Annotated in this window: 13 protein-coding genes; 9 read left to right on the plus strand and 4 right to left on the minus strand. The window is 72.2% G+C overall.

What is annotated here, in order from left to right; translation table 11 throughout:
- Nucleotides 1-1,779, plus strand: a complete 1,779-nt coding sequence (locus ABZU32_RS16680) for an ABC transporter ATP-binding protein (protein WP_354922917.1) — start codon at nt 1-3, stop codon at nt 1,777-1,779.
- Nucleotides 1,780-1,865: 86 nt separating this feature from the next.
- Here ABZU32_RS16680 and ABZU32_RS16685 read toward each other — a convergent pair whose 3' ends face one another.
- Entirely contained in the window at nt 1,866-3,284 is a 1,419-nt protein-coding gene (locus ABZU32_RS16685) for a pectinesterase family protein (RefSeq protein ID WP_354922920.1), read from the minus strand.
- A 288-nt stretch (nt 3,285-3,572) separates the two neighbouring features.
- The gene (locus tag ABZU32_RS16690) at nt 3,573-5,636 is read right to left on the minus strand and encodes a prolyl oligopeptidase family serine peptidase (RefSeq protein ID WP_354922923.1); all 2,064 of its coding nucleotides are present in this window, start codon (nt 5,634-5,636) and stop codon (nt 3,573-3,575) included.
- A 67-nt stretch (nt 5,637-5,703) separates the two neighbouring features.
- Here ABZU32_RS16690 and mshB point away from each other — a divergent pair, with 67 nt between their 5' ends.
- From mshB to ABZU32_RS16730, 8 genes are all read left to right on the plus strand, one after another.
- On the plus strand, nt 5,704-6,609 hold the full coding sequence (gene mshB, locus ABZU32_RS16695; RefSeq protein ID WP_354922925.1) for an N-acetyl-1-D-myo-inositol-2-amino-2-deoxy-alpha-D-glucopyranoside deacetylase: 906 nt from the start codon (nt 5,704-5,706) through the stop codon (nt 6,607-6,609).
- A gap of 10 nt (nt 6,610-6,619) precedes the next feature.
- On the plus strand, nt 6,620-7,411 hold the full coding sequence (locus tag ABZU32_RS16700) for a DUF6113 family protein (protein ID WP_354922928.1): 792 nt from the start codon (nt 6,620-6,622) through the stop codon (nt 7,409-7,411).
- Nucleotides 7,412-7,421: 10 nt separating this feature from the next.
- The gene (locus ABZU32_RS16705) at nt 7,422-7,928 is read left to right on the plus strand and encodes a flavin reductase family protein (protein WP_354840332.1); all 507 of its coding nucleotides are present in this window, start codon (nt 7,422-7,424) and stop codon (nt 7,926-7,928) included.
- Nucleotides 7,929-7,942: 14 nt separating this feature from the next.
- Nucleotides 7,943-8,368: a hypothetical protein gene (locus ABZU32_RS16710; protein WP_354922931.1), complete on the plus strand. Its 426-nt coding sequence runs from the start codon at nt 7,943-7,945 to the stop codon at nt 8,366-8,368.
- A gap of 254 nt (nt 8,369-8,622) precedes the next feature.
- The gene (locus ABZU32_RS16715; RefSeq protein WP_354922934.1) at nt 8,623-9,813 is read left to right on the plus strand and encodes an MBL fold metallo-hydrolase; all 1,191 of its coding nucleotides are present in this window, start codon (nt 8,623-8,625) and stop codon (nt 9,811-9,813) included.
- Between the two features lie 552 nt (nt 9,814-10,365).
- Nucleotides 10,366-11,559, plus strand: a complete 1,194-nt coding sequence (locus tag ABZU32_RS16720) for a hypothetical protein (RefSeq protein WP_354922937.1) — start codon at nt 10,366-10,368, stop codon at nt 11,557-11,559.
- Nucleotides 11,560-11,724: 165 nt separating this feature from the next.
- Nucleotides 11,725-12,981, plus strand: a complete 1,257-nt coding sequence (locus ABZU32_RS16725; protein ID WP_354922940.1) for a hypothetical protein — start codon at nt 11,725-11,727, stop codon at nt 12,979-12,981.
- Nucleotides 12,982-13,226: 245 nt separating this feature from the next.
- Nucleotides 13,227-13,919: a hypothetical protein gene (locus ABZU32_RS16730; protein WP_354922943.1), complete on the plus strand. Its 693-nt coding sequence runs from the start codon at nt 13,227-13,229 to the stop codon at nt 13,917-13,919.
- 187 nt (nt 13,920-14,106) lie between these two features.
- On the opposite strand, the gene ABZU32_RS16735 is transcribed toward ABZU32_RS16730, so the two are convergent.
- Nucleotides 14,107-14,757 carry a class I SAM-dependent methyltransferase gene (locus ABZU32_RS16735; protein WP_354922946.1) on the minus strand — a complete coding sequence of 217 codons (651 nt, stop codon included), beginning with the start codon at nt 14,755-14,757 and terminating at the stop codon, nt 14,107-14,109.
- Nucleotides 14,758-14,869: 112 nt separating this feature from the next.
- Nucleotides 14,870-15,151, minus strand: a complete 282-nt coding sequence (locus tag ABZU32_RS16740) for a hypothetical protein (protein WP_354922949.1) — start codon at nt 15,149-15,151, stop codon at nt 14,870-14,872.
- Between the last annotated feature and the right edge of the window lie 48 nt (nt 15,152-15,199).

Genomic DNA, 15,199 nt, shown 5'->3' on the forward strand with positions numbered 1-15,199 from the left:
GTGAGCGCCCAGAGACAGATCCTGCCCGTCGCCGACCAGGCCCAGGTGCGGGCCTACGCGCGGCGGCTGACGCTGAAGTACCCCGGCCGGCTGGCGCTGGCCCTGGGCCTGCACGGCCTGGCCGCCGTCGCCGGGCTCGCCGGGCCCCGGTTCCTCGGCGAGCTGGTCGAGGACGTGCGCGCCGGCACGGGCGCCGACATCGACGCGATCGCGCTGGCCATCGCCGGGTTCGTCGTCCTGCAGGCCGTGCTGATCCGCTACGCCGTCTACGCCTCGGCCAAGCTGGGCGAGAAGGTCCTGGCCGAGCTGCGCGAGGAGTTCGTCGACCGCGTCCTGGCCCTGCCGCTGTCCACGGTGGAGCGCGCCGGCTCCGGCGACCTGATCACCCGGACGTCGCGCGACGTCGACGCGCTGTCGCGCACCGTGCGCCACGCCGTCCCCGAGACGCTGATCGCCGTGGTCGCCGGGGCGTTCGTGATCGGCGCCCTCGCACTGGTCGGGCCGCTGCTGGTGCTGCCGTCGCTGGTCGCCGTGCCCCTGCTGTGGTACTCCACCCGGTGGTACCTCAAGCGGGCCAGGGACGGCTACCTGCGCGAGAACGCCGCGTACGCCGAGATCACCGAGGGCCTGACCGAGACCGTGGAGGGCGCGCGGACGGTCGAGGCGTTCGGCCTGCAGCGCCGCCGCCACGAGCGCACCGACCGCGACATCGCGCGGTCGTGGGCCGCCGAACGGTACACACTGGGCCTGCGCACGGTGTGGTTCCCCACCGTCGAGTTCGGCTACGTGCTGCCCATCGTGGCCACGCTGCTGGCAGGCGGCCTGTTCTACCTGCGCGGGTGGGTCGACCTGGCCCAGGTGACCGCGGCCACCCTGTACGTCCAGCAGCTCATCGACCCGCTCGACCGGCTGCTGTCCTGGGTGGACGAGCTCCAGGTCGGCGGGGCGTCCATGGCCCGGCTGCTCGGCGTGGCGAACGTCCCCGACGACCGCAGCGCCGGCGCCGCGCGTCCCGAGGGCGAACGGCTGGCCGCCCAGGACGTCCGGTACGCCTACCGCGAGGGCCACGACGTGCTGCACGGCGTCTCGCTGCAGGTGGCCCCCGGGGAGCGGCTGGCCATGGTGGGCCCGTCCGGCGCGGGCAAGTCCACGCTGGGCCGCCTGCTCGCCGGCATCCACGGCCCGCGCACCGGTTCGGTGCGGGTCGGCGGCGTCCCCCTGGTCGAGCTTCCGCTGGACGAGCTGCGCGGGCACGTCGCCCTGGTCACCCAGGAGCACCACGTGTTCCGCGGCACGCTGCGCGACAACGTGCTCATCGGACGACCGGACGCCGGCGACGAGGCCGTCGAGGAGGCGCTCTCGGCGGTGGACGCCCTCGAATGGGTGCGGGCGCTGCCGGATGGCCTGGACACCGCCGTGGGCTCCGGCGGCGTCACGGTGTCGCCCGCGCAGGCCCAGCAGGTCGCGCTCGCCCGGCTGGTGCTCGCCGACCCGCACACGCTGGTGCTGGACGAGGCCACCTCGCTGATCGACCCGCGCGCCGCCCGCCACCTGGAACGCTCGCTCGCCGCCGTCCTCGCGGGCCGCACCGTGATCGCCATCGCCCACCGGCTGTACACGGCGCACGACGCCGACCGCGTCGCCGTCGTCGAGGACGGCCGCGTCAGCGAGCTGGGCTCCCACGATGAGCTCGTCGCCGCGCAGGGCGCCTACGCCGCCCTCTGGGAGAGCTGGCACGGCGCCTCCCGCCAGCCCGCCGAGCCGGGCGGGGCCCGGTGACCGGGGGCGGTCCGGTCACCGGGTGATCTCCTGCCCGGCGCGGCGATGCCCGCCGCCCCGCCGGGAGCCGTCCGCGGGTTCTCCGGTCAGCCGATGGGGTTCCAGCCGTCGGATCCGGCGAGATACCGCTGCGGGGTGTAGTTGGCCGCCTGGGAGTCGGCGAGCTGGGGACGGTTGGAGTTCGTCCCGGCCCCCGCGCCGGTGTTCCGGTATTCGAGGAACCGCGCGTTCTTCCATGAGTTGCCGGACATGTCGGTCCAGGGCTGCGAGGTCTTGATGGTCGCGCTGAGCGAGGACTCCCGGTAGAGCACCTGGGCGTCGGGACCCCAGGGCCGTCCCAGGTTGGTGGTGTTGCCGGTGGCGCCGGTGATCCGGGACTTGTAGATCAGCAGGCCGTAGGTCTTGGAGGCCGCGGTGCGGGCCGCGGTGAGCGGACCGCCGGTGCTGCGCTTCTCGTAGATGTCGCAGTTGTCGAACACGGCGGTGCCGCCGCCGAAGATGAAGTCGACCGTGCCCTCGACGTAGGAGCCTCTGACGTACGCGCGGGCGGAGTCGTTGACCAGCAGGGTGTCCTGGTCGCCGAGCAGCCGGACGTTCGTCAGGGTCGTGCGGTCGGAGTCCAGGCGCAACGCGACGGCCTGCTGGTCGACCGTGCTGCCGTTCTCGGTGTAGTCGTTGGAGACGGTCAGGTTGGTCGCGGTGAAGTCGCGGGCGGACACGATGGCGGTGTAGCTGCTGAACGTGCCGCCGCTGCCGGCCGCCGACCGGTTGTTCACGATCACGGTGTTCGCGGGCGAGGAGCCCAGGCCCTGCAGGGTGACGTACGGCTTGTTCACCGTGACGATCTCACGGTAGGTGCCGGGCTTGATGGTGATGGTGACCCTGCTGGTGTTGTTCGACGGGACGGCGTTGATGGCCGCCTGCACGGTCCGGTACTTCCCGGTGCCGTCCGACGCCACGGTCGGCTGACCGGCCGGCGTGGGCGTGGGTGTGGGCGTCGGCGTCGGGGTGGGTGTCGGGGTGGGCGTCGGCGTCGGCGTCGGTGTGGGGCTGGGCGTGGGTGTCGGCGTGGGGGTGGGCGTCGGGGTCGGGGTGGTGGGCGAGCCGGTGCAGGCGGTGCCGTTGAGGGTGAAGGCCGCGGGGATGGGGTTGGAACCGGTCGAGGTTCCGTTGAAGCCGAAGGCGGTGGAGGCCCCGGTGGCCAGTGACCCGTTGTAGGAGACGCTGGAGGCGGTCACGTCGCTGCCGCTCTGGGTGATGGAGGCGTTCCATCCCTGGGTGACGGTCTGGCCGGCGTCGAAGGACCACTTCAGCTGCCAGCCGGAGATGGGATCGCCCAGGTTGGTGATCGTGACGTCCGCGCTGAACCCGTAGCCCCACTGCGCGGTGATGGCGTAGGACACCCGGCATCCCGCCGCGGCCGACGCGTGCGGCGGCAGCAGGACCGAGGCCGAACATACGGCGGCCAGCGCTCCGCCGGCCGACAGCAACCGCTTCAGCTTCATGTGGCCTGTACCCCTTTCCCTGCGAAGTCGGAGGCGCGGGGGGAGCTAAGCCGATTAAATTGGGTTAGTCAACAAAGTAAGGGCACGTCACTCCGCGGGAGGGATCCATCTCCCGGCGTGCTAGCTGCGGTTTTGAGTACGGACGCGCGCCCGGTCACCATCCACGGCGGGCGAAACGTTCATCGCCGGAGTCGTCGTGACGCCGGTGCGTCACTCCCTCCGGAGACCGGAGGGATTCCGCCGGGCAGGCCCCCTTTCCGGGGGAGGGCCTGCCCGGCGGCCACGGGGTCAGGCGCCCAGGGACTTCTTGAGGAAGTCGACCTGGAGGTGCAGGAGGTTCTCCGCGACGACCTCCTGCGGGGTCATGTGCGTGACGCCCGACAGCGGCAGCACGACGTGCGGACGCCCCGCGGCCAGCAGCGCCGACGACAGGCGCAGCGTGTGGGCCGCCACCACGTTGTCGTCGGCCAGGCCGTGGATGAGCAGCAGCGGCCGGGACAGCTTCTCGGCGTCGGGCATCAGCGAGGTCTGCTCGTACACCTCCGGCCGCTCGGCGGGGTGGCCGAGGTACCGCTCGGTGTAGGCGGTGTCGTACAGGCTCCAGTCGGTGACCGGGGCGCCGGCGATGGCCGCGTGGAACACATCAGGGCGGCGCAGCACGGCCAGCGCCGCCAGGTAGCCGCCGAACGACCAGCCCTTGATGGCGACCCGGTCCAGGTCCAGGTCGTCGGGGTAGAGCCGGGCGGCGCCGTGCAGCGCGTCCACCTGGTCTTCCAGCACCGGGCCCGGCACGTTGTGCAGGATCTCGCGCTCGAACGCCGGCCCGCGGCCCGGCGTGCCGCGGCCGTCGGCCACGATCACCGCGAAGCCCTGGTCGGCGAACCACTGCGGCTCCAGGAAGATGCGGCCGTTGGCCATGACGCGCTGCGCGTGCGGCCCGCCGTAGGGGTCCATGAGGACGGGCAGCCGCCGCGAGCCGGGCACGTGCCCGCTGGGCAACAGGACGGCGGTGGCCAGGTCGCGCTCACCCGTGCGCACCAGCGAGACGCGCGGCTCCAGCCGGGGACGCTCGGCCAGCGAGGCGATGTGCAGGCGCTGCTCGCCGCGCCGGACCTGGACCGTGGTGCCCGGACCGTCCAGGGTCTGGGAGGCGATGAGCAGGGTGCCCGCGGTGAGCCGGCCGTTGTGCACGCCGGGCTCGGCGGTGAGCGGGGTGATCGCGCCGGCCGACCACGTCCACAGGTGGATCTCGGTCGGGTCGCCGCTCGCGCGGAACAGCACGGTGTCGCCGTCGACGCCGAGCACGTCCCGCACCTGCAGGGTCGGCGGGGTCACCGGGGCGTCGCCGACGATCAGGCGCCGTCCGCCGTCGGCGTCGGCCACCCACACCAGCGTGCCGTCCCCCAGCCGCGCGGGGACCCCGCCGACGACGTCCACCCACGCCTCGTCGGTGTCCTCGCGCACGAGCGTGGCCGCTCCGGTGGCCGGGTCGACGGACCAGAGCCTGATCGCCTTCTGGTCGCGGGGCATGGTGACGATCGACGGCCCGTAGCGGTCCCAGGAGGCGTTCACCAGGTACTCGTCCTCGAACGGGACGGGCACGCGCGAGCCGTCCAGCCCGAGGATCACCAGCTCCACCGTCGCGTTCGCCGTGCCGGCGGCGGGATAGGCGACGGCGGTGGGGGTGCGGCCGGGGTTTGCCGGATCGGCGATGTGCCACACCTGGACGGGCGACTCGTCGGCGCGTTCGGCCAGCAGCGCCGTGCCGTCAGGCGACCACCAGTGGCCGCGCATGCGGTCGAGCTCCTCGGCGGCGATGAACTCGGCCAGGCCGTAGGTGACGTTCTCGGCCTCGGGCGCGGCCAGCGCGCGGTCGGCGCCGGTGGCGACCTCCTGCACGTGCAGCGCACCGCCGGTCACGTACGCGACCGTGGAGCCGTCGGGGGACAGGCGCGGGTCGATCACCGGCCCGGGGGTTTCGAGCCGGCGCACCGTGCCCGACGGCAGGTCGGCGAGGTAGAGCCCGCCGGACAGCGCGAACGCCGCCGAGGTCACGGCGGCGTCGGTGGCGTAGGCGACGACGCCGCCCGCCTGCTCCCTGGCCCGCTCGCGCCGGGCCCGCTCCTCGGCCGGCAGGTCCTCGTCGGCGGCGCCGAGGTCGGCGGGGTCCACCACCAGGCGCTCGGCGCGGGAGGTGAGGTCGAGCTCCCACAGGCACGTCACGGGGTCGGTGCCCGACCGGCTGCGCAGGAAGGCGACACGGCCGCCGTCAGGGGAGATCGTGAACCCACGGGGCGCTCCCAGCGTGAAACGGCGGGTCCTTGCGTAAAGACGGGGAAAGCTCTCACTCATGCCCTCATCCTGCCAGGTGGGCTCAGGGCATCGCCGTTCTGTCGGTCGAGTTGGCTAGCCTTCGGGCATGACAGATTGTCGATTGCTGCTCGTGCACGCCCACCCCGATGACGAGACCAGCGGCACGGGCGCCACGATGGCGAAGTACGCCGCCGAGGGCGCCCATGTCACCTTGGTCACCTGCACCCTCGGCGAAGAGGGCGAGATCGTCGTGCCCGATCTGGCCCATCTCGCCGCCGGCAAGGAAGACCGGCTTGGCGAGCACCGCATCGGCGAGCTCGAGGCCGCCTGCAAGGCGCTGGGCGTCGAAGACCACCGTTTCCTCGGCGGCGCCGGCCGCTGGCGCGACTCCGGCATGATGGGCGAGCCCACCAACGACAACCCCTCCTGTTTCTGGCGTGCCGATCTCGACGAGGCGGCCGGCGAACTGGTGAAGACCATCCGCGAGGTCCGGCCGCAGGTGCTGGTGACCTACGACGAGAACGGCTTCTACGGCCACCCTGACCACATCCAGGCTCACCGCGTCGCCTGGCGGGCCTTCGAGCTGGCCGCCGACGCCTCCTTCGGCGAGGGCGAGCCCTGGCAGGTCGCGAAGTTCTACATCACGGCCATGTCCAAGTCGTCCCTGCGCAAGGTCGGCGAGGCGATGCGCGAGGCCGGCGTCGAGTTCTTCGCCGACGATGTGGAGGACATCCCCTTCGGGTCCGCGGACTCCGAGATCACCACGGTGATCGACGCCCGGGCGTACGGCCCGGCCAAGCTGGCGGCCATGCGGGCCCACCGCTCCCAGATCGACCTCACCGCGCCGTGGTTCGTGGTGTCCCAGAAGGCCGGCGAGGGAGCGCTCGGCGTCGAGCACTACATCCTCAAGGCCGGCGTCAGCGGCCCGGCGGGGCAGGCGCTGCCGGAGGAGGAGGGCGGGCTCGGCGAGCCGGGCGACCGCGAAGACGATCTCTTCGCGGGCATCGGCTAGCCTTCGGAACATGGACGAAGAGCAGGACAAGGCCGACCCATCGCGCCAGGCCAGGGCCGATGCCCGCCGCCCCGGCGACCGGGCCGAGGCCGACGTCCTGCGGTCCGGTGATCAGGCTGAGGCCGACGTGGCGCGTGCGGGCGACCGCCCAGGGGGCGACACTCCCCACCCCGTCCCCGACGGCCCCGGCACGCCCGGCGTGCCAGGCGGCGGTCCGGGAGATGCCCACGTTCCCGCTGGTGGGCCCGAGGGAGCGTGGGTTCCTCCCGGCGGGCAAGGGCCCGTCGGTGGGGTCGCGGCGCAGGGGGAGTGGCCGCAGGCGGCTGAGTCCTGGACCGAGAGGTGGCGGGAGGAGTACCCGCCGGAGGCCGAGCCCAGTGCCGTGGTCACCGGCGCCGCCTACGGCATGCTGTTCGTGCTCGGTGCCGTCTACGGCGTGGTGTCCGGCCTGCAGCACTCATGGGGCATCGGCGATCTCGTGCCGCCTGTCCCGATCGTCCTGTCGCTGATCCTGTTCGGTCTGCTGTACGGAGCGGGGCGGCTGATGGGCACCAAGCTGAGCGCCTTCGTCACCGGCATGGGGTGGATGCTCATCGCGCTGGTCTTCGCGATCAAGCAGCCCGAGGGCGATCTCATCGTGGCGGCCACGCCGGCCGGCTACTGGTATCTCGGCGGCGGGGCCATCGCCCTGGTGGTCGCCGTCCTGATGATCCCCTCACCGGGCTCCTGGCTGCTGCGCCCGGGGCCGTTCGGCGGTGGCAACGCGCGCCCCATGAACATCTCGGATGGTATGTCCGCATAAGCTGGCCAGCGTGCATCAGGGACCCGCGGAGAACCGTCTCGATCAAGAGGTCTTCCGCAAGGTCACCGGCCGCTTCGCCACCGGCGTCGCCATCGCCACCACGCTGTCCGGCGGTGTCGACCACGCCATGACGGTCAACTCCTTCTCTTCGGTCTCCCTGGAACCCCTGCTGGTGCTGATCTGCGTCGAGAAGATCGCCAGATTCCACGCCGCCGTGCTGGATGCGGGGGTTTTCGGCATCTCGATTCTCGGCCAGGACGGGGAGGACGCCTCGCGGGCCTTCGCCACCCGCGGCCTCACGCTCGAACGGCAGCTCCACCGCTGGTCCCACCGGCGCGGCTCGCTCGGACTGGCCCTGTTCGACAGCGCCATCGCGACGCTGGAGTGCCGGACGACGGCCGTGCACGAGGCGGGCGACCATTCCATCGTGGTCGGCGGCGTCGTCTCTGCGGACCTGCCCCGGGACGTCGCGCCGCTGCTGTTCCACGAGGGCCGCTACCACCGTCCGGGCGGCTGAGCGACAATCGAGGCATGCGCGGTCGGCACCGGGCAAGGCAGGTCGTCAACTACGTCAACCTGTCGACGCCGCTCGGGTTGCTCATCGCCGTGGCCGGGCGGGCCCGGGTGCGGCGTGGCGAGCACGGCCTGTTGTACGCGCACGGGTACCGCATCCGCTTCCCGGTCGCGGGGGCCTTCACCGTGGGCAATGTCGTGGTGACGGCCCAGGAGGAGGGCTGTCTGACCGGCGCCCTGCTCCGGCACGAGGCGCGGCACGCCACCCAGTACGCCTTCTGCGTCGGCCTGCCCATGCTGCTGCTGTACGTGCTGGCGGCCGGGTTCTCCCTGGTCGTCTGCGGCCACTACGCCTCGTGGAATCCGTTCGAGCGGCTCGCCGATCTGGACGAGGGCGGCTACCCGAGGCGCCCGGCCCGATGGCGAAGGCGCACCCTGGAGTGAGAGGAATCCCGCTTCGGCGGGAATGTCAGTAGATGACAGATCGGGGAGGAAGCCCGCGCAGGCGGGAACGTTACTGGACGACACACCTGCGGTGAGCAGCAGATTTTCGACCACCATGTCGGCATCAGGGAGGACATGACGGATACCTCCGTCGGCTGAGGCATGTTTTCCGCCCACGGGGGATCATGACAGCAGAGTGGTGATCCCCAACTGGAAACAACCCGCCTCCACTCGGTGACGAACAGGAGGGTCGAATGTCGCAAACCGTCAGTCCTGAGGTCTCCCCGGTCGTTCAGCCGAGTGAGCCCGGCACGCCGCTCCCGCTCGCCACGCCGTCGCCCGGACGTGCCCCTTCGTCCCCGGAGCCGGCCGCCTCCGCGACGCTCTCCGGGCGCGCGCCCTCGTCCCCGGGCCCGGGGACGCGTCCGCCCGTCACCCCGTCCTACGAGCCCGCCACGCGCCCGGGCCCGGCCCCGTCCCACGAGCCCGCGACGCCGCCCGGCGGGCCGGCCGCGCCGCGCCGGTTCCCGGCCGACTTCAAGGACCGGCTGACCTGCCCGCTGCCCGACTTCCGGGAGATCGTCAGCGTCACCTGGCACGGCGGGCTGCGGCCGGACATCGGCGACGTCGACCAGATCCCGGTCCTGCGGGCCGGCCTGCCGCCTGTCGCCGCGCAGGACGCGGCCGTCACCTGGGTCGGCCACGCGACCTACGTGCTGCGCATCGGCGGGCTGACCGTGCTGACCGACCCCGTGTGGTCGCGCAAGATCCCCGGCGTGCGCCAGCGGCTCACCCCGCCCGGGCTCGCCTGGAGCGACCTGCCGCCGGTGGACGCCGTCGTGATCAGCCACAACCACTACGACCACCTCGACGCTCCGACGATGCGCCGCCTGCCCCGCCACACACCGGTGTTCGTCCCCGCCAACCTCGCGAGCTGGTTCACCAAGAGAGGGTTCACCAACGTCACCGAGCTGGACTGGTGGGAGAGCGCCCAGATCGGCGAGGTGAGCTTCGACTTCGTGCCGGCGCACCACTGGAGCCGCAGGACGCTGTTCGACACCTGCAAGTCGCTGTGGGGCGGCTGGGTGCTGACCTCGCCGCGGCAGCGGATCTACTTCGCCGGCGACACCGCCTACGGGGACCGCTTCAAGCAGATCGGCGAGCGCTACCCCGGCATCGACCTGGCCCTCATGCCGGTCGGCGCGTACGAGCCGCGCTGGTTCATGCACGTCACCCACGTCGACCCGGCCGAGGCCGTCCAGGCGTGCCAGGACGTCGGCGCGCGGCGGATGGCGACCATGCACTGGGGGACCTTCGTCCTGTCCGGCGAGCCGCTGATGGCCCCGGTCCAGGAGACCCGCGCCGCGTGGATCGCCGCCGGACGCGACCGCACCGACCTGTGGGACCTGGCCGTCGGCGAGACCCGGACCCTGACCGCCGGCTGACGCGGCTCGGGACGGGTGCGGGCGGCGGTGACGAAGGCGAGTCAGAGGACCGTCTCGCGGCGGCGCTCCCCCCGTCCACCGGCGGCATCTCGGCGAGCGTGAGCAGTGGGCGTCAGCGCGGGCGTCGGAGCGCCGGCGAGGCTCCGGCGGGCGTGGCCCCGGCGGGCCGCCGCCGATAAGGCGTCCCCGGCCGGTGATCAGCGTCTTTTCGCCCTGTCCAGAAGCGGACAGCGAATGGCATGCGCCTTTTGCTGGAATTGCGGAAGCGTGTAGGTGTATGTCCGCAGGTGGGGCTTCGCTGCTCCGCTATCGCCTCCAATAAGTGCGAAGCCGGAATACCGGCATGCGGCTGTCCGACGCGCCGCTTTTACCAGCCTTGGAAACCGGGGTCAAGGCATTGATTAGCCCCTTAATGCATGGAATACCGGATGCATCCGCGTAAGCAAGCCACGGAGGAGCATTCAGGTGGAAAACCCCCCGAGCACCACAAGAACCCCACGATCCCCCCGTCGTCTGGCAGTGGCGCTTGGCACCGCCCTTCTTCTTGTCGGGATGGCGGCCGGGCAGGCCGCCGCGGCCCCCGCCCCCGCTCCCGTCAAGGACACCACCAGCCGCCCGATCGAGCCGGCCGGCGCGGTCCCGGGCGGTTTCGCCTCCTGGAAGGACCTGCTGGCCACCCAGGAGAAGCTCGTCAAGGCCGCCGACCGCATCACCGCCGCGGTCAAGGCGCAGGGCGGCGCCGGGTTCGCCGGCATCGTGGCCGCGCCGGAGAACCACGAACTGCGGGTCTACTGGAAGGGAGACACGCCCAGGCGCATCGGCGACCTGGTCGGCCAGGTGCGCCGGGAGGTGCCCGTCAGCGTCCTGCCCGCGGCCTACTCGGCCCGCGAGCTGGAGCGGGAGATGAACCGCCTGGTCCGCAGGTCTCCCGACGCGATCACCGCGATCGCGCCGAACGTCGACGGCTCGGGCCTCACCGTCTCGGGCGTCGACTCCGGCCTGACCCGCTCCAAGGTCGCCGACTCGGCCGTGCCGGTCACCGTGGAGGCGGGCGTCAAGCCGACGCTTGCCACCCGCTGGGACGACTCCCCGCCGTGGTGGGGCGGCGGCGCCTGGCGCAACGCCAACACCGGTGGCGGCTGCTCGACGGGCTTCGCGGTCACCTACGGCGGCACGAGCAGGATGCTGTCGGCGGGCCACTGCGGCGACGCCGGTCAGACGGCCACCGACCCGACCGGTCAGGTGATCGGCTCGATCTCGCCCGACAACAACGGCCTCGACGTGCTGCTGATCAACGGCACCTCCGCGGGCCGGGTGTTCAACAACAACGTCGGCTCCACCTCGCCGGAGTTCAGCAACCCGGTCATCGGCACCACCAGCTCCTACGTCGGGCTGTGGGTCTGCACCTCCGGCGCGTACTCGGGCACCAACTGCAGCATCCAGGTGCAGCAGGTCGGCGTCACGATCAACGTGGGCTACCTGATCACCGGTACGGTGCGGGCCGAGCAGTCGGCGCACACCAACGCGGTCGGCCAGGGCGACAGCGGCGGCTCGGTGGAGGTCGTCAACCCGTCCAACACCCTCCAGGTGTACGCGGCGGGCGTCAACACCGCGATCGACGGCAGCACCGCCGTGGCCTGCACCGGCTACGTCACCAGCGGCCGCACCTGCGCCTGGCGGATGTACTACTCCCCGTGGAGCAACGCGACCGCCGCCTTCCCCGGCATCGCCATCGTCCTCGGATGATCCACAAGATCTAGCCCGAGCGACCGGGGGCCGGCGCACACCCGCCGGCCCCTTCTCGCCGCCCGCACGCGGCCGGGCAGGCCCCCCGCCGACGTGGACGAAACACACACCGTCGGCCGTCGCTCGCGCGAGACGCCGAGGTCGTCGCCCAGGAGGATCGCACAGGTGAACATCCGCCCGAGTTCCCGCAGGTCACCCCGATTACGCCGCCTCGCCCTGGCGGTCGGACTCATGCTCGCCGCCGCGGGGATGGGCACCGCCCAGGCCGCGAGCGCCCCCGATCCCGTCAAGCCCCGGACCACCGGATCCGTCGAGCACACCGGACCGGTGCCGGGCGGCTACGCCTCGTGGAAGGACCTGCTGCTCGACCAGCAGAAGATGGTCAGGGCCGCCGACCGGATCACCGCCGCGCTGCCCGGCGACGGCGGCGGCTACGCCGGCCTCGTCGCGGCGCCGGAGAGCCGCGAGCTGCGCGTGTACTGGAAGGGCAGGCCGCCCAAGGCGATCGACGACCTCGTGGGCCGGCTGCGGCGCGAGGTGGCGATCAGCGTTCTGCCCGCGCGGTACTCGGCGCGTGAGCTGGAGGGGGAGGCGAACCGCCTCATCCGGGCGAACCGCGATCTGATCACCTCCATCGAGCCCCTTCAGGACGGTTCCGGCCTGAACGCCACCACGGCCTCGGCCGGCGCGACCCGCACGGCGATCCCCGGCGCGGCGGTGCCGGTCAGCGTGGAGCCCGGCGTGCGGCCCAAGGTGGCCAGCCGCTGGGACGACAGCCCGCCGTGGTGGGGCGGTTCGGTATGGGGGACGCCCTCGCCCGCCTGCACGACCGGTTTCGCGGTGACCTACCAGGGCGTCAGCAAGATGCTGAGCTCGGCGCACTGCGCGTCGGTCGGCCAGACCGCCGCCGACCCCACCGGCCAGGTCATCGGCACCGTCACGCACGGCAACGCCTCCCGTGACGTGCTCCTCATCGGCACCAGCGCCGGGAGTCAGGTCTTCAACAACCCGGTCAACAGCGTCGCCACGGAGTTCAACAACGCCGTGATCGGCACCACGAGTTCGGTCGTCGGCCAGTACGTCTGCACCTCCGGCGGCTTCTCCGGCACCAACTGCACCATCAGGATCACCGCGGTCAACGTCACGATCAACGTGGGCTGGCTGATCCAGGGCACCGTCCGCGCCGAGCAGCAGTCGTTCACCAACGCGGCCGGCGGCGGGGACAGCGGCGGCCCGGTCGAGGTCACCAACCCGAGCAACACCAACCAGGTCTACGCGGCGGGCATCATCACCGCCACCGACTACGGCACCCAGGTCCCCTGCACCGGTTATCGGCCCACGGGCCGCGTCTGCACCTGGCGCATCTTCTACTCCCCATGGAGCAACGCGACCACGGCGTTCCCGGGAATCACGCTCCCCTGACCGAGCGATCGGCGGAAAGGGGCCGGCGCTCGATCGCCGACCCCTTTCCTTGGGATTCACGCGATTCACCGGTGATCGTGGTGAACAATCGATTGGACCGCACGCGCCGAATAAAAAAACCATCGGAAACGGGCGGATGGCCGCGATGCCCGGCGCGCCGGGAAATACGGTGAACCGCCACGCGGTGGAATTTCGTCTTATGTTCGTCAGGTGCGTGACAACCGGGTAGGCCAGGAGGCGTCACCATGAACCAGACCCGTCGCATGGGCACGGCCATCGTGCTCCTCGGCTGCACCGCCACCGCCGTCCTCGCCTGCACCGCCCCCACCCCCTCCGACGGAGACACCCCGCCCCCCTCCACGTCCCCGCCCGCCCCAGGGCAGGGCGCCTCACCCTCGACGAACGACCCGCCCGCGGGTCAGGACACCGCGGACCCGGCGAGCGGCTCCGTCCAGAATCAGGGCACCTCACGCCCCCCCGGCGGTCCGGCGCCGGGGCCGGGTGGTCAGGAGCGCCTGGCCGCCCTCGCCGCCCAGGTCGAGGACTTCCTGCGGCGCCGCTTTCCGGGCGAGTTCGCGGGCGTGGTCCTCGACGTGCCCGGTCACGCGGTCATCGTGTACCGGCGGCCGTCCGCGAAGCTGGACGCGGCCCTGCGCGACCGCTTCCCCGGGCAGCCGATCAGGCCGCGCGACGCGGCCCACTCGGCCCACGAGCTCGACGCGGTCGCCCGGCGCGTCACGCAGGACGTCCACTACTGGAAGGCGCGCGGCGTCACCATCACCACGATCGCCGTCACCCCGGACGGCTCCGCCGTGGAGATCGGCACGAGCGACGTCGCCAGAGCCGCCCGCGAACTGCCGAAACGCTACGGCGATGCTCCCCTGAGGTTCATCACGTCCACCCCGACGCTGATCACGCCTCCCACCGCGCCGGGATGACCCGGCCCCCGGACCGCCACCGCGGCGAGTCCCTCTCACACCCGTCGAGCCCGACCGGGCCCGGATCCGGCCGGGCCAGGTCCTCTCACGCCCGCCGAGCCGGACCGGGCCAGGATCCGACAGGGCCAGGTCCTCTCACGCCCGCCGAGCCCGACCGGGCCCGGCGGTTCGGCCGGGGCCATGCCCGTCAGGCCGGGCCCGGCTCCTTGCGGGCCAGCAGGAACCCCTGTGGATTGGTCTCGGAGTCGCGGGGCTCGCGCACCAGACGGGCCGTCATCTCGAACCCCGCCTTGCGCAGCAGGTCCGCGGTACCGTCCACGGGCAGCCGGTGGAACACCAGCGAGACCGGGTGGCCGAACGCCTCGGTGTAGACGCGCGGCTCGTCGCCGACCTGGAAGGCGAGCAGCAGGTGCCCGCCCGGCGCCAGCACCCGACGGAACTCGGCCAGCACGTCCGGCCGGTGCTCCGGTGGGATGTGGATGAGCGAGTACCACGAGACGAGCCCGGCGAGGCCGCCGTCCGGCAGGTCGAGCGCCGTCATCGAGCCTTCCTCGAACCGCAGGCGGGGGTACGCCTCGCGGGCCAGCGCGAGCATCTCGGGCGACAGGTCGATGCCGAAGATGTCCACCCCCAGTTCGCGCAGGTGAGCGGTGATGCGCCCCGTCCCACACCCCACCTCGGCGACCGGCCCGCCACCCCCGGCGACCTCGGCGAACGCGCCGAGCATCGCCCGCTCGAGCGGGCTGCGAGCCAGATCTCCCCGCACCATCTCGACATAGTCGGCCGCGATGGCGTCATACCCGGCCCGCGTGTCATCCAGAAAAGACATGTCCGTCATGCCGGAGCACTGTAGCCCCACCGGCGGCCGGTCATGGGACGAAGAGCCCGGCACCGGGATGCCCCCATGTGGCGTGGAGGTCGTCCCAGGTGGGGGTGGATCACATTTCCGGTCAAGGGAGCCATTCGAAAAACCACCGCACGCCCCGGACCGCGCCTCTCGCACCGCTCTCGGTCCTGCCACGTCGCAGCCGGCGAAGCCCCTTCACGCACAGCAAGACGTAGAACACCGTGCTGAGCCCCCCGACGGTGCTGACGGCGACGAGCGCCAGCGGGCGGCTTTCGGCCGATATCGCGACGAGCCCGACCCCGAAACCGGCCAAGGCCAGGCACAGCATCGTGGTCGCGTGCCACGTCCACGGCAACAGCTTCTTGGCGGAATCGTCGTCGGCCACAACAGAGGCCCCTTCGATCGGCTCCTCTCGTCCAGGACAACGAGCCGC

The sequence above is a fragment of the Sphaerisporangium sp. NPDC005288 genome, from assembly GCF_040607475.1.
GTDB lineage: Bacteria > Actinomycetota > Actinomycetes > Streptosporangiales > Streptosporangiaceae > Sphaerisporangium > Sphaerisporangium rhizosphaerae.

What these genes read in the sequence shown, in the direction of transcription:
- ABZU32_RS16690 (WP_354922923.1), bottom strand. Translation starts at nt 5,636, where the DNA reads ATGAGTGAGAGCTTTCCCCGTCTTTACGCAAGGACCCGCCGTTTCACG.
- ABZU32_RS16720 (WP_354922937.1), top strand. Translation starts at nt 10,366, where the DNA reads ATGGCGGCCGGGCAGGCCGCCGCGGCCCCCGCCCCCGCTCCCGTCAAG.
- ABZU32_RS16735 (WP_354922946.1), bottom strand. Translation starts at nt 14,757, where the DNA reads ATGACGGACATGTCTTTTCTGGATGACACGCGGGCCGGGTATGACGCC.
- mshB (WP_354922925.1), top strand. Translation starts at nt 5,704, where the DNA reads ATGACAGATTGTCGATTGCTGCTCGTGCACGCCCACCCCGATGACGAG.
- ABZU32_RS16700 (WP_354922928.1), top strand. Translation starts at nt 6,620, where the DNA reads ATGGACGAAGAGCAGGACAAGGCCGACCCATCGCGCCAGGCCAGGGCC.
- ABZU32_RS16685 (WP_354922920.1), bottom strand. Translation starts at nt 3,284, where the DNA reads ATGAAGCTGAAGCGGTTGCTGTCGGCCGGCGGAGCGCTGGCCGCCGTA.
- ABZU32_RS16715 (WP_354922934.1), top strand. Translation starts at nt 8,623, where the DNA reads ATGTCGCAAACCGTCAGTCCTGAGGTCTCCCCGGTCGTTCAGCCGAGT.
- ABZU32_RS16730 (WP_354922943.1), top strand. Translation starts at nt 13,227, where the DNA reads ATGAACCAGACCCGTCGCATGGGCACGGCCATCGTGCTCCTCGGCTGC.
- ABZU32_RS16710 (WP_354922931.1), top strand. Translation starts at nt 7,943, where the DNA reads ATGCGCGGTCGGCACCGGGCAAGGCAGGTCGTCAACTACGTCAACCTG.